The organism is Pseudomonas sp. HT11 (assembly GCF_044875395.1).
GTDB lineage: Bacteria > Pseudomonadota > Gammaproteobacteria > Pseudomonadales > Pseudomonadaceae > Aquipseudomonas.
In genome coordinates this window covers 5,220,349-5,239,073 of sequence record NZ_CP173217.1, presented here as the reverse complement: position 1 = coordinate 5,239,073, position 18,725 = coordinate 5,220,349, and the positions used below count along the sequence as shown (strand labels likewise).

At 59.9% G+C, this 18,725-nt stretch carries 17 protein-coding genes and 1 pseudogene; 8 read left to right on the top strand and 10 right to left on the bottom strand.

The window, feature by feature from the left end; translation table 11 throughout:
- Positions 1–174 precede the first annotated feature (174 nt).
- The 6 genes from ABWL43_RS24230 (at position 175) to ABWL43_RS24205 (ending at position 6,783) form a co-directional block, all read left to right on the top strand.
- The gene (locus tag ABWL43_RS24230; RefSeq protein ID WP_404484863.1) at positions 175–891 is read left to right on the top strand and encodes a LuxR C-terminal-related transcriptional regulator; all 717 of its coding nucleotides are present in this window, start codon (positions 175–177) and stop codon (positions 889–891) included.
- Between the two features lie 250 nt (positions 892–1,141).
- Positions 1,142–2,212 (top strand): fatty acid desaturase, encoded by a 1,071-nt coding sequence (locus ABWL43_RS24225; RefSeq protein WP_404484860.1) that lies wholly within the window; start codon positions 1,142–1,144, stop codon positions 2,210–2,212.
- 4 nt (positions 2,213–2,216) lie between these two features.
- Positions 2,217–3,188, top strand: coding sequence for a proline dehydrogenase family protein (locus tag ABWL43_RS24220; RefSeq protein WP_242201071.1), 972 nt, complete (start codon positions 2,217–2,219; stop codon positions 3,186–3,188).
- Positions 3,189–3,201: 13 nt separating this feature from the next.
- Complete coding sequence (locus ABWL43_RS24215; protein WP_404484857.1) at positions 3,202–4,452, top strand: ATP-grasp domain-containing protein; 1,251 nt, start codon at positions 3,202–3,204, stop codon at positions 4,450–4,452.
- On the top strand, positions 4,452–5,654 hold the full coding sequence (locus ABWL43_RS24210) for an MFS transporter (RefSeq protein WP_404484854.1): 1,203 nt from the start codon (positions 4,452–4,454) through the stop codon (positions 5,652–5,654). The genes ABWL43_RS24215 and ABWL43_RS24210 overlap by 1 nt, the downstream gene beginning before the upstream one ends.
- Position 5,655: 1 nt before the next feature.
- The gene (locus tag ABWL43_RS24205; RefSeq protein WP_404484851.1) at positions 5,656–6,783 is read left to right on the top strand and encodes an aminotransferase class V-fold PLP-dependent enzyme; all 1,128 of its coding nucleotides are present in this window, start codon (positions 5,656–5,658) and stop codon (positions 6,781–6,783) included.
- Here ABWL43_RS24205 and ABWL43_RS24200 read toward each other — a convergent pair.
- Positions 6,770–7,486: a hypothetical protein gene (locus tag ABWL43_RS24200; protein ID WP_145164252.1), complete on the bottom strand. Its 717-nt coding sequence runs from the start codon at positions 7,484–7,486 to the stop codon at positions 6,770–6,772. The genes ABWL43_RS24205 and ABWL43_RS24200 overlap by 14 nt on opposite strands.
- Before the next feature lie 259 nt (positions 7,487–7,745).
- Between ABWL43_RS24200 and ABWL43_RS24195 the strand changes: the two are divergent.
- Positions 7,746–7,844 (top strand): annotated as a pseudogene (locus ABWL43_RS24195) (hypothetical protein); the annotation flags it as partial.
- On the opposite strand, the gene ABWL43_RS24190 reads toward ABWL43_RS24195, so the two are convergent.
- Together ABWL43_RS24190 and ABWL43_RS24185 are read right to left on the bottom strand one after the other, a co-directional pair.
- Positions 7,841–9,088 carry an aspartate aminotransferase family protein gene (locus tag ABWL43_RS24190; protein ID WP_404484848.1) on the bottom strand — a complete coding sequence of 416 codons (1,248 nt, stop codon included), beginning with the start codon at positions 9,086–9,088 and terminating at the stop codon, positions 7,841–7,843. The pseudogene ABWL43_RS24195 and the gene ABWL43_RS24190 overlap by 4 nt on opposite strands.
- Before the next feature lie 89 nt (positions 9,089–9,177).
- Entirely contained in the window at positions 9,178–10,071 is an 894-nt protein-coding gene (locus ABWL43_RS24185) for a LysR substrate-binding domain-containing protein (RefSeq protein ID WP_242201063.1), read from the bottom strand.
- A 144-nt stretch (positions 10,072–10,215) separates the two neighbouring features.
- On the opposite strand from ABWL43_RS24185, the gene ABWL43_RS24180 reads away from it, so the two are divergent.
- Entirely contained in the window at positions 10,216–11,244 is a 1,029-nt protein-coding gene (locus ABWL43_RS24180; protein WP_404484844.1) for an amino acid ABC transporter substrate-binding protein, read from the top strand.
- A 28-nt stretch (positions 11,245–11,272) separates the two neighbouring features.
- On the opposite strand, the gene ABWL43_RS24175 is transcribed toward ABWL43_RS24180, so the two are convergent.
- The 7 genes from ABWL43_RS24175 to ABWL43_RS24145 form a co-directional block, all read right to left on the bottom strand.
- Positions 11,273–12,286: a diguanylate cyclase domain-containing protein gene (locus tag ABWL43_RS24175; RefSeq protein WP_404484841.1), complete on the bottom strand. Its 1,014-nt coding sequence runs from the start codon at positions 12,284–12,286 to the stop codon at positions 11,273–11,275.
- 184 nt (positions 12,287–12,470) lie between these two features.
- A complete protein-coding gene (locus ABWL43_RS24170) occupies positions 12,471–12,764 on the bottom strand; it encodes an XRE family transcriptional regulator (protein ID WP_145164243.1) in 294 nt (97 codons plus the stop codon).
- Between the two features lie 9 nt (positions 12,765–12,773).
- The gene (locus tag ABWL43_RS24165) at positions 12,774–13,115 is read right to left on the bottom strand and encodes a type II toxin-antitoxin system RelE/ParE family toxin (RefSeq protein WP_119737164.1); all 342 of its coding nucleotides are present in this window, start codon (positions 13,113–13,115) and stop codon (positions 12,774–12,776) included.
- A 190-nt stretch (positions 13,116–13,305) separates the two neighbouring features.
- A complete protein-coding gene (locus ABWL43_RS24160) occupies positions 13,306–15,201 on the bottom strand; it encodes an alkaline phosphatase D family protein (RefSeq protein WP_404484838.1) in 1,896 nt (631 codons plus the stop codon).
- Positions 15,202–15,305: 104 nt separating this feature from the next.
- Positions 15,306–15,497 (bottom strand): hypothetical protein, encoded by a 192-nt coding sequence (locus ABWL43_RS24155; protein ID WP_404484835.1) that lies wholly within the window; start codon positions 15,495–15,497, stop codon positions 15,306–15,308.
- 218 nt (positions 15,498–15,715) lie between these two features.
- Positions 15,716–17,959, bottom strand: a complete 2,244-nt coding sequence (locus ABWL43_RS24150; RefSeq protein ID WP_404484832.1) for an ATP-binding protein — start codon at positions 17,957–17,959, stop codon at positions 15,716–15,718.
- A complete protein-coding gene (locus tag ABWL43_RS24145; RefSeq protein ID WP_404484829.1) occupies positions 17,956–18,570 on the bottom strand; it encodes a biliverdin-producing heme oxygenase in 615 nt (204 codons plus the stop codon). Before ABWL43_RS24145 ends, ABWL43_RS24150 begins: the two co-directional genes overlap by 4 nt.
- Positions 18,571–18,725 lie beyond the last annotated feature (155 nt).

Below are 18,725 nucleotides of genomic sequence, written 5' to 3'. Positions count from 1 at the left end.
TGGTCGGCTCGGCCCAGGAAGCACTGGACAAGGCCTGTACGGCATGTTTCATTCTTGTCTTTATGTAGAGATATTTCCTACAGTATGGGTCGACTCTGACCAGAGGCTTCGGGATTGAAGCGTTCCCGTCAGAGCATTAGCCTCATACGTTGTCACTCATCAGGGACGATATTCATGCGAAGCGATGGCCAATCCAGCAACACCATGTCCATACAGCCCGCCGATGTGCGCCAATTGCTCGATGCCGAACTGACCCGGCGCGGCCTGGGGCACTTCGAGGTGTATCAGTGTGGGCCGACACTGGATGAAGCAGAGATCATCACCAATTACCCCGACGCGCTGGACCGCTCCGACTCGGCGGACGATTTTTACCAGCGTGGCCAACTGCTGTCCTTGTCCAAGGAGCGGGTCAAACCTTTTTTCTGGAGCGATGAAAACATCCTCGCGCCTGCCGCAGAAGCGGTGCCGGTGCCTGGGCCCTGTGCACCGGTGGGCGAGGGCGCGAGCTTTATCGTGCATGGCAACCGCGGTTTTTACTCGATCCTCAACCTGTGCAGCTTCGGTGAAGACCAACAGTTTCGCGACACGGTGTTGGCCAACAAAAGTGAGCTGCAGATGCTGCTGGTCTCGGTCTACGACGAGGCCCTCGAAAGCTGCGCCACGGTCGCACCTGCGCCGATACAGGAAACGGTACTGACCCCACGAGAAACCGAAGTGTTGTCCTGGACCAGCCTGGGCAAGACCTACAACGAAATAGCCGTCCTGACCTCAATGAGCCCGCGTACCGTCAAGTTTCATATGAAGAATATCTTCAGCAAGCTGGACGTCACCAACGGCAAGTCGGCGATTCGCAAGGCCCTGAACCTGGGGTACATCCGCGAACAGGCCTGATCTACAGGCTTCCCTCCTCATAAACGCGACGCTCGCCGGTGATTTTTCAGCGGCGAGTCTACGCGTGCGCCTCGTCGCAGCCTACCTGTCTAAAAGGGCAGCTTGTTCGCCATCGAGCGGTGCTTTAGTTTTTTTTGCAGCCGATGAGTCTAGCTCAGGCAAAAAAAACAATAGCCGCACCACCTGAAAAAATTCCTTTGCCCAGCAATGAGACGGGTGTTGCAGCGTGCCGCTTAATTATGGAGTGATTATGCTGGTCGATAAAAACAAAGAACCTGCTGGCGAATACGCCGCGGGCATTTCCCGTGAAACCTTCGGAATGCTCAAGCACCTGTGCAAAAAAGATAACTATCACTGGGCCATCGCGTTGGGTAAGGATTACGCAATCATTGCCTTTGCCATCTACCTGTCCTTGGGCATCAGCTACTGGTTCTACCCGGTTTCGCTGTTTCTGATCGGCACCACGCAACGCGCCCTGGCGAATGTGCTGCACGAGTCAGCGCACAAAATGCTGGCCAAGAACCGCGTGATCAATTGGATCTCCGGCACGTTTCTCTCCGGCTACCTGATCTTCCACCTGCATCAGTCCTACAGCACGTCGCACATCAAGAATCACCACGTGCACCTGGGCGATCCGGAAAAAGACCCTGACTACGCCTTCCACCTGCAGTGCGGCCTGTACGACGTCAAGCAAAGTGAACGTGAGTTCTTCCTCAAGAACGTCTTGCTGGCGCTGTCCGGCTACCGGACCGTGCAGTACATCCGGTACATCATCAAAGACCGCGTCAAAGCCCAGGGTGCGGACAAAACCATCCGCAACGAACGCATCATGCTGTGGGCTTACTGGGCGGTGATCTTCGCCGTCGCCGCCTGGTTCGGGGTTGTCGCGCAACTGTTGCTGTTCTGGCTGGTGCCGCTGTTCACCACCGCCGTGGCCGTGGGCTGGATCATCGAGTTGGCCGAGCATTACCCATTGCCGGCTGCTGAGACCGAGAAGCTGCTGCTCACCCGCAATCGCAAGGGCAACGCCCTGGAGAACTTCTTCTTCGGCCGCCATGACGACAACTACCACCTCGTGCACCACCTGCACCCGGCCATTCCTCACTGGAACATGCGCAAGGCTCATGAGCTGCTGATGTCGCACCCGGAATACGCGCGTTGGGACAACCTGTGGGCGGGCATCTTTACCCGTGACCGCCATGGCCGCCACAAGGAAACCATGCTCAGTTACGCGGCCAAGTTTCGTGCTCATAAGATTGCCAACCACACTGATGATTCGAGCTTCGCACGTCGGATGCTGAACCAGGCCTACGGGGTTTAACGCCATGAATGACATCGACAACAGCCTGCTGGCGACCCTGGCCCTGAAAAAACTGGCGGCGAACAAGACGTACCGCGACCTGTTCCTGGCCAGTGACACGCTGCGCGACTTCCTGCGCCCGGCCGCCTTGCGCTACATCATTTCCGAAGACCGCCTGGAGATGCTCGACAAGCTCGCCGCCCTGCAAGGCAAAGGCTATCGCACCGGCGTCGAATACGTCGGTGAAGAGGCCACCACCCTGGCCGAGGTGACCACGGCCACCGACGAATACCTGAAGCTGATCGACCTGATGGCGCTGCACCCCACGCTGGCCGAGCCACCACAGCTGGGTTTTGACCTGTCCAACGTCGGCACGATCATTTCCCGTGAACTGGCGATCGAGAACTGCTCGAAGATCCTTGCCCATGCAGCCGACAAGGAGGTCGGTGTGATCCTAAGCATGGAGCGGTCCCAGTGGACCGACTCGATCCTGGATATCTTCATGCACCTGAGTGCGCGTTTTGCCAACTTGGGTATCACCCTGCAGGCGCAGTTGAACCGTACGCCCGATGACCTGGGGGAAGTCCTCGCAACGGGCTGCAAAGTGCGCCTGGTCAAGGGCGTCTATGCTGAGCCTGCTGCTATTGCCTTGCCGCGCGGTGCGCAACTGAACGAGCGTTACCTGGGGCTGTTGGACCGCATCAACGGCGCCAGCACGAACTACGCGTTCGCCACCCAAGACCCGTTGCTGGTGAAGGAGATTCTCGCCAGTGGGATTGCCAGCCGAGGCGAGCTGGAGATGCTGCACGGCGTGCGCCCCGAGCTGATCAAGGCGGTCAAGGACCAAGGTCAGGTCAAGACGCGTGTTTCAGCGGTCTACGGCACCAACTGGTACCTGCACCTGCTGCACCGCGTGGCCGAGTTCCCACAGAATATTTTTCTGGCGCTGGATGACGTGGCCTCGCCACGGCCTTCCGAAACCGCCAATCACTACTGAAAAGGACATTCTCATGAAGCAGTACGTCGCGTTGGTCGATGTCTATTCGAGCGGTAACTTCCTGCCGCAGTTCTTCCATGAGGCGGGCATCGGCCTGATCCATGTGCAGAGCACGCCGGAACTGATGCCGAGCATGCTGGGGCCGAACCTTTCGGAGTTCGAGCACAACCTGATTTTCAACGGCAACCCCGAAGACGTTGTGCGTCGCCTGCGTGAGTTCAACGTGATTGCCGTGATCGCCGGCCAGGAACCCGGCGTACCGTTCGCAGACTACTTGAGCGAACAGCTGCAACTGCCGTCCTCCAACGGCAGTGCCGGTTCCCGGGCACGTCGCGACAAGTTCGAGATGATCAGCAAAGTGGCCGCCGCCGGCCTGCTGACCGCGCGGCAAATCAAGTCCGCCGACCCTGCCGAGCTGCTGGCCTGGGTGCAGGACGGCCAAGTGTTCCCTTGCGTGATCAAACCGCTGAGCTCGGCTTCAACCGACGGCGTGTCGATCTGCCACAACGTCGACGACGTGAAACGCGCCTGCGAGGAAGTGGTGTCCAACCTGGATATCTTCGGCCTGGCCAATACCGAAATTCTTTGTCAGTCCTACCTCAAGGGCCCGGAGTACATCGTCGACACGGTCAGCCGTGACGGGCAGACCTATGTCTGCGGTATCTGGCGCTATGTGAAGCGCGAGATCAGCGGTGGCAAGAACATCTACGACCGCGACGTGCTGATTGCTCCGGACAGCGCCGAGGCCAACGTGCTGGTGTACTACATCGTGCAAGTGCTCAAGGCGCTGGGAATCAACAACGGCCCGGCCCACTCGGAAGTGATCCTCACCGAGGCCGGCCCTGCGCTGGTGGAAGTAGGCGCACGCTTGAATGGCAACATGGAACCCAGGTTCCATGACATCAGCCTGGGCGGCAACCAGGCGCAGCTCACCTACCTGGCGTACTGCGACGGTGAGGCGTTCAAAGCCGGTTATGCCGGCAAGCGCTACCACAAGCTCAAGGAAGCCTGTGTGATCAATACCGATACCACCTTGCAAGGTGAGGTCACCGGCTTCAATGACGCCGCCATCCACCTGATCGAGGCATTGCCCTCGGTGCATAAACTGAGTGTCAAATACAAGGCCGGCAAGTTGATGAAAAAGACCGTGGACCTGCTCAGCAGCCCGCTGCGCGTGTTCCTGGTATCGGAAAACCAGCGCGATATCGACAAGGACTACGAGCAGATCCGCCAGTACAAAGACAACGTTTACGTGATCCGCTGATGATGGGCACCTATCGCGCGTTACGCGGGCTCAACGGTCGGTTGCAGTCGCTGTTCCTGATTACCCTGGTGTTCCGCATGGGCACCATGGCGTTCCCTTTCTATGCGGCGTACCTGATTCATCAGCACGCCGTGTCGGCGGGCACGGCTGGCTTGCTGGTCGGGGTGTACGGCGCGGGTGCGCTGTTTGTGGACTTGATCATCGGCGCGGTGATCAAGCGGTTTTCCGCCAACCGGGTGATCCTCGGTTCGTTGCTGCTCAATGCCGTGCTGTTGCTGATCATTCCTTCAGTGGACAACACGGCCGCGCTTTTTGTGTTGTCGTTTCTGTGGGGCGCCTGTTACGAGGCGTTCACGCCGGCGACGTTCTCCGAAACCGTCACCCACAGCAGCAGTGAGACGCGCAAAGTGGCGTTCTCCTGCAACCGACTGGCCATCAACATCGGCATGGCCATCGGGCCACTGTTGGGCAGTCTGATTTTCCTCAGCAACGCCGACGCGGTGTTCTACCTCAACGCCGCATTGTCGTTGGTCTCGTTCGTCGCCTGCCTGCGGTTTGGACGCGCGGTTGCGGTGGCGCCGGTGACCACGCTCGCCGGCAAGGGCAATGGCTTGCCGGAGAGCGCGCCGCATGAGCGGTCGCGGTTGCTGGTGATCCTGTTGGCGGCATTGCCGGTGCACATCGCCTACGCGTTGCCGCCGACGTTCCTGTCGGCCTACATCATCAATTACACCGAGTTGCCGGCTTACTACGTCGGCATCATTTTCTTTATCAATGCATTGTTGGTGATTCTGTTCGAGGTGCCGATCAACCAACGCATGTCGCACCTGTCGAGCAGCCGCTCGTTGGTGGCCGGTTTCCTGGTGGCCGGCGTGGGGTTTTTCCTGATGGGGTTCAGTCACATCGGCGCGTTGCTGCTGGTGGCCACTGTGCTCTGGAGCCTGGGCGAAATGATCGTGTTTCCCGGTATCACCCACTACGTCAGCAGTATTTCCAGTCGCCATACCGTGGACCGCAACCTCGGTTACTACTCGGCGGGCGTCAATATCGGGGTCATGATCACCCCGTCGCTGGCGTTCATGTTGGTGTCCCAGCCGTCCTTGCCTTCGCCGTGGCTGCTGGCCGGCACCGTATTGCTGCTGTTCGCGGTGGCGGTGGGCGTGATGAAAAGCTCGACACTTTTGTGGAACAAGGAAGCGTGAAATGAATATCGTGCATTTGAACACTGCCGGTGCCGGCCTGATGTCATCGGCCACCCTGAACGCGATCCAGCGCTTCACGGCCATCGAAGCCCAGATGGGCAGTTATGAGACCGAGCTGGCCTACGACGAGTTGCTCAACGTCGACCTGTATCGGGCGGCAGCCGGGCTCTTGAATGCACAGCCTGCGGACATCGGTTTTTTCAGCAGTGCCACCGAAGCCTGGACCAGCATCCTCGGCAAACTGAAATTTCCCCGTGGTAAGCGCGTGTGGGTGTCGACCTCGGAGTACGCCGCGAACCTGATCTTTTTCAACTACCTCAAGCTGTCGCGCGATATTCGCGTTGAAGTGATCCCAACCACCGCCACCAGCCCGCTGGACCTGGAATGGGTGCGACGTCATCTGGACGACGATGTGTTCCTGGTCAGCGTGTCGCACTTGCCGTCGTGCTGCGGTGTGATCAACCCGGTGGAAGCCCTGGGCGCGCTGCTTAAAGAGACGAACACGCTGTATGTGGTGGATGCGTGCCAGTCGCTGGGGCAGCTGCCGCTGGACGTGCGGGATATCCATTGTGATTTGCTGACCGGCGCGGGCCGCAAGTTTCTCTGTGGGCCACGCGGCAGTGGGATCGCCTACGTGTCGCCACGCCTGCTCAGCCAGTTGTCGTTGAATTTCGCTGACTTGCACGCGGCCAGCACGGATGGCCAGGTTAATCGGATCGAGGTGTCCGGGGCTCGGGTGCTGGAAATTGCAGAAAAAAGCTTTTCGGCGTTGGTGGGGTTGCACACCGCGTTGAGTGAATACACGCAGGTCGCAGCAAAGGTGAGCACCGAGCCCTATGCGCTGCTGGTGCAAGAGCTACGGCGCCTGCCGCAGTTGACGCTGCTGTGCGATCAGTTCCAGCAGACCGGGATTGTCTCGTTCGTGCCGCACAACCTGTCGGCCAAGGCGTTTGTCAGCCAGGCCCGCGAGCTGGGGCTCAACCTGTGGGCGGGCACGGCCGCCCATACGCCGCTGCTGTTAAAGGACCTCGGCGCGACGCATTTCGTGCGCGCCTCGGTGGGCCGGCATGTCACCCAGGCCCAGGTTGAGCAGGCCCTGGTGACCCTGCGCGCACTTATTGCGCAGTGATGGCGTAACCGTCAAAGGCGCTTTGTTGTTGCAGCGCGGTCACGATGCTTTTGCGCGTGACCGGCTGCTCTACGCCGCTGTTGTCGACGAAGGTTTCAGTTTCCAGTTCCGCCTCGTTGCCTTCACCCACGAATGTAAAGCCCAGGAATTCCAGCGCCTCACGGTCAACGTTCAACTTGGAGCGAGGTGTACGCAGTGGCAGGGTGACGCTGATGCCATCCTTGCTGATCACAAACACTTCGGCTTCCTTCTTCGCGCGTGCTGCCTTGCTCTTGCCGGCGCTGGGGTTGCTGATGGCCTGGTGAGACTGGTTCAGCACCTTCAGGGCCAGGCCATAGACCAGTTCCTGGAACTCGGGATCGTCCTTGAAGCTGGACAGAATGCGGCTGATCGAGAACTTGCTGCTGAGGTCCTCCAGGGCGATGTTGTCGGCGGCCTCGGCATCCTTGAGTTGCTTGAGCTGGCCCATCAGGTCGTAGGCCTTGTCGTCGTCGAAGGCGTCGTGGGCCTGGCGGATGGCCACGCGCAATTCGCGGATCTGGTCGCTTTCCTTGGAAGTGTGGAATGCGTCCAGCACCATCTCGCTGATGATCTTGGCCGCAGGCACATGCTGTGAAAGATTGATGGCGTTTTCGTATTCAGCTTTGGACTGCAGGGCTGTTACGGATTCTTCGGTGGAGTGTTCGGTGTAAGAATCGGACATTGAAATTTCACTACTTCAGTAAACGGGACAAAAAAGCGTCGCGCATTTTCAGCGGGGAGGGTGATCAGGTCAAGGCAGCACAATGCCCTTGTCGCGGCGCAACGCCGTCAGCGCCCGCTGCAGCCGCAGGGCGCGTCCACAGAACAGACCAACGGTAAATCCCGACACACCGCCCACCGCCACCAGCATCGCTGGCGTGCTCAAAAACAGCGGCTGCACCGCCTGCTGGTCGCCGAAGTAGTACTTCACCGCGAAGAACAACGTCGCGGCGTATTTCTCCAGCCAACCGCGCCCGGATTTCCCGGACAAGGTCAAAGACTGGCCCAACGGCGGCAAGCCCGCCGACGCGCGCTACTAAGTCAGCTGCTTGAGACAGGCCTCGAGAATATCCAGGCCTTCCTCCAGCACCGCAGGCTCGGTGGTCAGCGGTGCCAGCAGGCGGATGATGTGTCGCGACTTGCCGCTGGGCATCAGCAGCAGCCCCGCGTCCCGCGCCAGGCTCAGCAGTTGGGTCAGTTGCCTGGACGCGGGCGTGCCGTCGGCATTGGCCAGCTCGATGCCGCGCATGGCACCGACGCCGGTCAGGCGGCCCAGATAGGGCACACCTTGCGCACGCCATTGTTCATAACGGCTGACGATGGCTTCGGCCTGGTGTGAACCCCAGGTTTTCAGGTGTGCGTCCGTCATCGCGTCCAGCGTGGCCAACGCGGCCGCGCACGCAATCGGGTTGCCGGAGTAGGTGCCGCCCAGGCCACCTTTGGGCAAGGTGTCGAGCAAGGCTTTGCGCCCGACCACCGCGCCCAATGGCACGCCGCCGGCGATGCTTTTGCCGAGCAGGATCAAGTCCGGTTCAATTCCAAGGTGCGAGAAGGCGAAGCGCTGGCCGGTGCGCCCGAAGCCGGACTGGATTTCGTCGGCAATCAGCAGGATGTTTTTCTCATCACAGAAACGTCGCAAGGCCTGGGCGAATTCGACGTCCAGGGCCAGGAAACCGCCCTCGCCCTGCACGGGTTCGATGATGAAACAGGCCACGTCCTCAACGTCGATTTCCACGCTGAACAGGCGGTCCATGGCCTTGAGTGCTTCGGCACAACTCACGCCGTTATCAACGCTGGGGTAGGGCAGGTGGTACACCGGCCCAGGCAACACACCGACCTTTTGCTTGTAGGGCGCCACCTTGCCATTGAGGTTGAGCGTGGCCAGGGTACGGCCGTGAAAGGCACCGTCAAACGCGATCACCGCCGTGCGGCCGGTGGCGCCGCGCACAATCTTCAAAGCGTTTTCCGCCGCTTCCGCACCGCTGTTGGTGAGCATGCCGCTCACCGGGTAATCCACCGGCATAAACGCGGTAAGACGGTCCATCAGTTCGATGTAGGGCGCGTGAGGTGCGGCGTTGAACGCGTAGTGGGTCAGTTTGGTGGCCTGCTCCCGAATCGCCTCGACCACGCCGGGGTGGCAATGCCCGAGGTTGAGCACGCCGATGCCGCCGACAAAATCGATGTAGCGCTTGCCCGTGGTGTCCCAGACCTCGGCGTTTTTGCCGTGGCTGAGGCTGATGGGGTGGACGATGGAAATCGACTGGCTGATGGTTTCGCGGCTCATGAATCTCGGACTCGGCAATGGCGGGCGTCTTTTTATCTAAGCCGCGCGCCCGGCCTTGCCGCAAACGAAATAAAGTCGCCGGGTCATTATTAAAAGTCGGGATGTGCTTTTAAGTAGTCGACCATCCAGTTCAAGAATGCTTTTACTTTGGGGATCTCGCCGGCGTGTTCGGCGTGCGCGATAAAGTGCGCGCCGGCGCTGGGCATCGTGTAATCCCAAGGCGTCATCAGGCTGCCATTGGCCAACTCTTCGGCCACCAGGTACTGCGGCACCAACGCCACGCCGTAGCCCGACTGCGCTGCGCGAATGCACATGTAGAACGTGTCGAAACGCGGCCCGTGGTAGCTGTTCTGCGAATGCAGGCCTTGTTCCAGAAACCACTCATGCCAGGCTTGCGGGCGTGACGTGCATTGCAGCAAGGTGTGGCGCGAGGAGGCATCGCTGCCCTCGGCGACAAACCCCGGCGCACAGACCGGCACCACGGCCTCGCGAAACAGCTCGATGCACGTCGCCCCCGGCCAGGAGCCCTGGCCGAAGAAAAACGCAATATCGGCCTTGGCCTGCAACACGTCGAAGGGCTCCAGCTCGTTGCGCACATCCAGGTGGATGTTCGGATGTCTGGCCGCAAAATCCTTGAGCTTGGGCACCAGCCAGCGGTCGCCGAAGGTCGGCTGGGTGGCGATGCGCAGCACTTCGGTCTCGCCGCCGTAGGTGAGGATGTACCGGCTGGAAATGTCCACCTGAGTCAAAATCTTGTGGACCTCGGCGAGGTACAGCGAGCCCGCTGGCGACAGGTAGAGACGCTGGCGCACGCGCTCGAACAGGTTGTGGCAGAGCATCTCTTCGAGCTGCGCGACCTGCTTGCTCACGGCACTTTGGGTCAGGTGCAGCTCTTGGGCGGCGCGGGTGAAACTCAGGTGGCGGGCGGCGGCTTCGAAGCACTGCAGGGCCGTCATCGAAGGGGTCAAGCGTTTAGAGATCATGCAGTTCATTCCAAATCGGAAGGAGCCTTTGCCTAAAGGTCGTTTGTGACAGGGGCGTAAAGCCGTCGATACTGCGCGGCCACACTATAAACCGGCGCGGGCTGTGCGGCGCCGAATAATAAAGATCGACAGGGAGTGCTTCGCATGAACAACCTCAAGACCACCTTGGCCGCCCTCACCGCTGCTGCGGTCATGGGCCTGGCGGGCAGTGCTTACGCCGGCGTGACCCTCGACGCAATCCAGAAAAAAGGCTTTATCCAGTGCGGCGTCAGTGACGGTTTGCCGGGCTTCGGCGTGCCGGACGCCACCGGTAAAATGACCGGCATCGATGTAGACGTGTGTCACGCCGTCGCCGCGGCGGTGTTCGGCGACGCCTCAAAAGTGAAGTTCAGCCAGTTGACGGCCAAAGAGCGTTTTACCGCGCTGCAGTCCGGCGAAATCGACCTGATCTCACGCAACACCACCTGGACCAGTTCGCGTGATTCGGGCATGGGCCTGGTGTTCACCGGCGTCACCTATTACGACGGCATCGGTTTTCTGGTCAACAACAAGCTGGGGGTGACCGGCGCCAAGCAACTCGACGGCGCAACCATCTGCATCCAGGCCGGCACCACCACTGAACTCAATGTCTCGGATTACTTTCGCACCAACGGCATGAAGTACACGCCAATCACCTTCGATACCGCCGACGAAAGCGCCAAGGGCCTCGAAGCCGGGCGCTGCGATGTGCTGACCACCGACCAGTCGGGCCTGTACGCGCAGCGCATCAAGATGGCTCACCCGGATGAGTTTGTGGTGCTGCCGGAAGTGATCTCCAAGGAGCCACTCGGGCCGCTGGTGCGCAAGGGCGATGACGAGTGGTTCAGCATCGTCAAATGGACGCTGTTCGCCATGCTCAATGCCGAGGAAATGGGCATCACCTCGCAGAACGTCGAAGCGCAGGCCAAATCCAGCAAGAACCCCGACGTTGCGCGGCTGCTGGGTGCCGACGGCGATTACGGCAAAGATTTGAAACTGCGCAAGGACTGGGTGGTGCAGATCGTCAAGCAAGTGGGCAACTATGACGAAGTGTTCGAGCGCAATATCGGCCAGGGCAGCGTGTTGAAGATCAAGCGCGGGCTCAATGCCTTGTGGAGCAACGGCGGCATCCAGTACGCGCCACCAGTTCGCTGATCACGCCAAGCCAGTGGAGTCGCCGTATTTACTCCGACACCACGTCCTTTCCCGCCGCCTTGGACCGATACAGCGCTTGATCGGCGCGTGCCATCAAGGCGGCAGGGTCCTCACCCATACGACGTTCGACCACACCCAGGCTCAGGGTCACTTTGAAATCACCCACGGCGGGTATTTCGGTGACCTTCTGCCGCACGCTTTCGGCCAGTTGCTTGGCCGAATCGAGGGTGCTTTTGGGCAGCACCACCATAAATTCGTCACCGCCCCAGCGCGCGAGCAAATCACCGGGACGCACACAGGCTTCCAGGTTTTCCACCACCCGAATCAGGGTCTTGTCGCCGACGCCGTGGCCGTGTTGGTCATTGATCGGCTTGAAGTCATCGATATCCATGGCCACCAATGCCAATGGCACGCGGAAGCGCTCGGCACGCTCACACTCCTCCAGCAGCACTTTTTCCAGGCGATAACGGTTGGCGATACGCGTCAGGGCGTCCTGTTCGGCCAGGGAGCGGTTCTCATCCAGCTGCAATTGCAGTTGCTGATTGACCCGAGACAATTCACGGGTGCGTTCGGCCACCAGAGCCTCCAGCGATTGATTACGCTTTTGCAGCTGTTCGATAGAGTTCTTGCGGGTGTGAATATCGCGGTGGGCGCCGACCATGCGGGCTACCGAGCCGTCAGGGTTACGTGCAATGACGTAGCCCCGGTCCTCGATCCACAGGTAGCTGCCGTCTTCTTTTCGGCAGCGGTACTCGGCCTGGTAATGGGGGGCGCGCTGGTTGATGTAGTCATCAAACACGGCCATCACGCGCGGGTAATCCTCGGCGTGGATCACGTTCTCCCAGGTGAACACAGTGTTTTCCAGGGAGTGGCGGGGGTAACCCAGCATCTCGTACCAACCGGGGTTGCGGTAGACGAAGCCGGTATTGGCGTTCCAGTCCCAGATGCCGTCGCTGACCAGTTCCATGACGGCGTGCAACATGTCGGCGTTGAGTTCGGAAAAGTCATTGCGCAGCGGTTTATTGCCGGAGTTATCGCCCATCTTTGCGCTTCCCTGCGTGTGCTGGTTTGTAAGGCCAGTCTTCGTTGACGCCGATACTCCGTGGCTGGCGCTACTGTACATCGGGACTTGCGCGGTTTGAATAGGGCGGGTGTGCTGCTTTAGATGTATGGCTATGAGCCACCTATGCTGGATTTACGTGGACCGGTTTTCACGTCATCACCGGTCATGTATTGGCGTTCGGTAAAAGCCGCACTTCTACCCGCTGGCCCAACGCTCTTGCGGCACTTGCCAGGGTTGCCAGAGTCATGCCGGCATCGTTTTGATCCAGCGCCCGATCCACAGCAGTGCGGCTGGTGTGCATACGTTCTGCCAGCGCTTTCTTGCTGACTTTCTGCGCCTTCATTGCTTGCGCCAACTGCCAGGCGATAACACGCTTCAATGCGGCAGCGGACACTTCTTCTATGAGCCCATCGTCACTTAGAAAATCATCGAAGTTGGAGCCGATATGTTTATTCATGGTGGTCCCTCAAAGCTTGCTTTTACGACGCCTCGCGGTGTTCAGGTCCACTGACGTCGTTTTCTGGCTCTTTTTGATAAAGCCGTGCAGCAACACAATTTCGCGGTCAACTAACGTAAAAATGACCCGTGCAATGTTCTCATTGAGGTCACTTCGTATTTCCCAAAGGCTGTGCTCCAGCTTTCGAACCAGCGGCATTCCCAGCGGCCATCCAATCTGGACTGCTTTGATGTCAATGCCTATGAGTCTGCGTGACTCCCTTGGCAGTTCCAGCAGCCATTCACGCACGGGCTCGTTGCCAGCCTGCGTTCGGAAAAACGCGACGCTCAACATGAGAGGTAAGTCGTTCACAAGAGTGCACCAAAATAGGTTCATACGGCAATCGGCGATTGATGAAGCTTTTCGCGAAGAGCGGTCAGAGCCTGGCACTTTTTTTGTGAGCGATGGATGTCGAAGCTTTGCAGAAAATTACAGCAAAAACAGGTGGTTATGAATTTTCCGCAGAGTGAGTGCGAGCGTGGTTTTGCATGTGTAAGAAAACTTACTCCGGCGCCAGCATCCTCGTCCGAGGCTTTCCATCGGCGTTGTGCTGGTAAATCGCCTCCGGTTGGCCGTGGTCGTTGAAAAACACTTGGCCAATGCCCGCCGAATTCCACAGCCGTTCGCCCGCTTCGGCATGTTCCGGAATATGGGGCACTACCTGCATGGTACGGCGGCGCGTGAACCAGTTGAGCGGTGAGCGCGGTGAATAGAGCCAGCGGTTCAGGCGGTCGAACCATTCCAGCAGGCGTGGGGGGAACTCGTTCTTGATGCCGCTGCTGGTGATCTGCCAGATGCTCGGCCCGCCGTTGCGGTAGCGGATCAGCACTTGGTAGACGAACGAGTAATGCACGTCGCCCGAGAGGATCACGTAGTTACCCGGCGTGCGCGAGTGGCGGAAGATGTTGAGGATTACCTGGGCGGCGCCGCGATGGGCCATCCAGTTTTCGGCGTCTACCAGCAGCGGGTAGCCACACCAACTGAACACCTTCTGCACGGTTTCGATCAGCTTGACGCCAAAGATCGGCGCGGGCGAGACGATGATGGCGCAGGGGTGGTCCAGCAGTTCCTGTTGCAGCTCACTCAAGGCTTCCCAGTCCAGCAGGCCGGAGGGCTGCTTGAGGGTGAACTCGCTGCGCCAGCGGCGGGTACGGGTGTCGAGCACCACCAGGGCCGGTGTGGTGGGCAGGACGTAATGCCAGTGCTGGAATTTCAGCAGCGCCGCCAGCAGGTCATCTTGCAGGCCGGCGTCCAGATGGTTGCCTTTAACCTGGGTGGCCAGTGCCTGGGTTTGGCTCAGCAGCTCAGCGAACACATCCGGCTGGTTGCCCCAACCCTGGCACAGCAGGTAGGCGAGCAGGGCATTGCCGATAATGCGCCTGGAGAACGGGTGGCCGTAGGCGGTTTCTTCCCATTGGGCACTGAGGTTCCAGTCGTCGGTGATGTCGTGATCGTCGAAGATCATCAGCGTCGACAGATGAGCCAAGACCCGTGCGGCGCCCGGCAACCCTTGTCGGAACTGATCAATAGGCACTTGCTCGCGGGCATAACGCTGCTGTTCCTCGACGCTCAGTTGCGGGGTGTGTGGTGTGATCAACTGCCAGGGCGTGGGCGACCACGCCAGCAGGTACATCGCGATCACCTCGGCAAAGCTCACCAGGTGATTGTCGGCCGTGCTGCTGGTGAAAATCGGCTTCTTTACGCCACCAAAAAACCGCTCGCGCAGGGTCTCGTTGCTGTCCAGCGCCGGGAGCAGGTCGGCGCGATGGTAATAGCTGGCGCGATGCCCGTAGAGGCTGGCGCTGTCAGTCACCACCGCACCTTCCAGGTATTCGTCAAACAGGCCCAGTCGCGCGATCAGCGCATGAATCGCGCGCAGCATCGGGCCGGCGACATCGTCGGCGTAGATCTGGTCACCGCTCATCATCAGCAAGGCCGGGCGTTCGGTCGGCGTGTGTGCCTCGGCCAGCAGGCGGTCGACGCACAGCAAGCCGTCGTCGGCTCGGTGGTGCGGTTTGCGGCAGGAACCGTGTACCAACTGGCGGATACGGCTATGCAGCACGAAGTTCGGCTGCCGGGCGTCGGCATACAGCAGGTGCGGCGCCCATTCGGCGATGCCCAGGTTGTCGATCAGCAGGTCATAGCCGATGAGCACGTCCAACGGCAGGGCGTCGTCCAGCCCCACGTCGATCAGGTGGATGAAGGCGTGGCGCCCCACCGGCACGACTTGGCACTGGCCCTGATCCAGGCGGATATCGCGGCTGTGTTCGGCAACGTGCAGCCTCAAGGTCGGCGACAGTTCACGGCTTGCCACCAGCCACAACACCAGGCGGCGAGGCTCCAGCCGCCGTAACAGCGGCCCGGCAAGAACGGCGGGCAGTGTGCCTGCTTCAAGCATAGGGATAAGGACTCTGTGCAGGAAAGGCCGGCAGGTTAACCCAGCGGATGTCAGTGTTTTGTTAAGGGATGGCGGGGCAGGATGGCTTGCCCCGCATTCATAGGCTAGAGCAGATTGCCCTTGCCCAGGCTTTCCAGGTTGCCGGAGCGGTTGTTATTGTCTGGGGTATTTGCGCCGCTCAGGCCTATGGCCGACGCCTGATCGAGGCTTGGCTTCGGCGGTTGTGGGGGCGGCGCGGCGTTGATCAGCTGGATGGTGTTGATGTAGTTCAAGTTAGCGCTGAGAAAAAAATCCATTGGGTGTGCTCGGTAAGGCCAGGGAAGTGTTGTCGCGTTGTGAACGCGCACAGAACTTACAAAGCCTCGGCTGGCGCGGCTATACACGCGTTGAGTCAAAACATGACAAGGCTATCGGCCACCAACCCGTCGCGGCCAGGGTGGTATGTTGCGGGTTTAGCCAGCCGGCCTGATGTGGAGAGCACGCCCGCTCGCCACATCAAGTCCACTTGCCGCTGTCAGGGGTGTGACCCCTCGATCCCCTTGGGCACCGTAAAGCGAAACTCGCTGCCCCGGCCGACTTCACTGTGCGCGTCGATTTGCCCGCCATGGGCCTGAACGATGCCCTGAGTGATGTACAGCCCCAACCCGCTGCCGGTCGGGTTGTTTTCGGTCTGGGTCCAGTAGCGATCAAACACATGCGGTAACTGTTCAGGCGCAATGCCTTCACCGGAATCGCGCACCGAAAACACGATCTCTTCGTCATTGCTCATGGCGCTCACGCCGATGTTTCCCTGGCGCGGGGTGAACTTGATGGCGTTGCCGATCAGGTTCGACAACACCTGGAACAGACGCTCAGGGTCCCCGTTGATCTGCAACCCCGGTTCTGCGTTGAACGACAGTTCAATGCCTTTCTCCATCGCCAGCGGCGCGAGCAGGGCATAGGCTTCTTCAAACATCTGGCTGACGTCCAGCACCACCGGCTTGACCACATAACGGCCCGCCTCGATTTTCGAGGTGTCGAGCAAGTCTTCCAGCAGCACGTTCATGCGCCCTGCGGCCTGTTGCATGGTGTCGATCGCCGAAGAAATACGTCGCGAGGTGTGCGGGCCTTCGGAGCTGAACGCCTTTTGCATCATGCCGCAGAGCATCGAGATAACGGTCATCGGGTTACGCAGGTCGTGGGACACCACGGCCACCAGGTCATCACGCGCGCGTACGGCTTGCTGTTCGCGCAACACTTGACGGGCGAGGTCATTTTCCAGGGCTGAACGGCGCAGGTCGTTGGCAGCAAAACGGTCGCCATGGCTCCATTTGGTGGAGATGCCGGCCATTTCCACTTTCCAGATTTCAAACGAGGTCCGAGGGCGAAGGCGCAAGCCGGCGTCTGACTCTTCCAGATTCAACGGCTTGTCCGGGTTGCCGCTCCAGTTGATGTTCTCTTTCACTTCCGGGCGAAACCACAGCACGCCGTTATCCACAGGCTTCGGCAGGCTCATGGCCAACACGCCACTGGCCACGTGCTGGAACTCGGCGGCCGGCGGATACACCGAGGTCAGGTTGTGGCTGGAAAACACCGGTTCGCCGCTGGCTTGCAGCCATGCGTGCAGCGCGCGAATCTGCTCGGGCTGCGGGCAGTTGCCGTAACGGTGCAACTGTTTGTCCTCGATGATTGCCACGCCGCCCGACAGGGTCAGGTCCATCAGGACTTGCGGCTGCTGGGCCAGGCCGTCGAACACGTTTTGTTCGGATGCTTTCATCGCGCGATCAAGCAGGGCCAGGGCCTCGACCTTTTCGTCGCGTTGGCGGCTCAGGTCCAGGGCTTCCATGGCGCTGATCTGCAACGACAGCACCTGGCCGATGGTTTGGCAGGCCAGGCGCAGGTCATTGGGCACCAGCAGTGGCTCGCGGTTACCGCAACTGATCAGGCCCCAGAGCTTGTCGCCTGCCATCAAGGAGATGCTCATGGACGACAGCACGCCCATGTTCTGCATGTACTGGCAGTGAATCGGCGACACGCTGCGCAGGGTCGCAAAGCTCAGGTCCAGCGGTTGGCCGGTGTCCGGGCGCAGCTTGGGCAGCAACGGCACGGGTTCATAAGCGGCATTCGGGATGATGCGCAGCCAGTTGGTGCGGTACAGCTCGCGAGCTTGCTCGGGGATATCGGACGCCGGAAAGAACAGCCCGTTGAACAGCTCCATGGACGGCGCCGAGGCTTCGGCGATCACCTGGCCATGGCCTTCCTCTTCGAAGCGGTAGATCAGCACTCGGTCGTAGCCGGTCATGGCCTGGATTTCATTCACGCTGATTTCGTACAGCGCTTGCAGGGTTTTCGCTGCCTGCAGGCGTTGCAGCATCTTGCCCAGATCGCTGGTGCGACCATTCAGGGCTCGCGGTTTGAAATCTTCCAGGCGTGGTTCGAATTCCAGCACCAGCACCGCTTGATGGCGGTGCAGCAGGCCTTCGAATTGCGCGCCATTGAAGGTGACATGCAGCGCTGGCGCATCTAAAAACGTGTTGTGTTCAGCCATGGCCTGCACGGCTTGGGCATGTTCGGCGCCGATCAACCTGTGCAGCGGCTGACCCAGCAGCGACTCGGGCGTGTGACCAAACAGGCTGCCGACGTTGGCGCTGACCTGAATGATGTGCAGGTCCGGCTCTGACAACGTCAGCAGCACACCATGGGGCTGTATCGCGCCGGGGGTGCGGATGGGTTCGTCGGCACAGTTGGCAAGCAGCTCTTCAAAATCTTCGGGTTTCATAGCAGTACCTCCTGGCTGACGAGCCAATGCTCGAAGCCGCTGAATGTCGAACAAGCTGCCTGCACTGCGCGCTGTTTGGCGTGCGCATCGAGGGGTTGGCGGCTCAGGTAATCGAGAAAGTCTTTCCAGCGTCGACCGGTCTCGGCGCCGTACACATTGAGAAACGCGCCGCCGTGTTCGGCGTCGATGCCCAGGCGCTGGGCCATTTCCCGGCGCAGCAATTGGCCACCCAGGGTCGCGCCTTCCAGTACATAGAGGGCACCGAGGCAGGCGGCGGAGGTATCGAACAGTGGCAGGCTGGTGCAACGGGGCAGTGCGCTGATGGCGTCGTCAGTCAGGCCAAGGGCGTAAAGATCGTGCAGGAGTGTGGGCGTTTTCACACGCAATGACGTATCGAATCCATCGGGGATCAAACCACTGTCATACAGCGCCGATTCCATTGGCTCATAAAAACCGTAGTACGCCTGAAGCAAGCGCTGGTACCACTCGGCATCCAAACGCTCGGAGAAAAACGGCAGGCGTTTTTCCAGCGCTACATGCAGCAGGGCGGTGCCTGAACGTAACGCTTCCAGCAATGAGGGCGCACTGACGTCAGGGGCCTGTGAATGCATTCAATGAGCTCGAACTGTGGGCCTTCCGGCCATGAATGACGCTGTAAATGGGCGACGATTCTACACAACTCATTGCCATCACCTGTGCGCACTAGGCGAAAAGGCAGACCGGCGGATCAGAAAAGTCACTCCTTGCGTGATTAATGACCACGGAA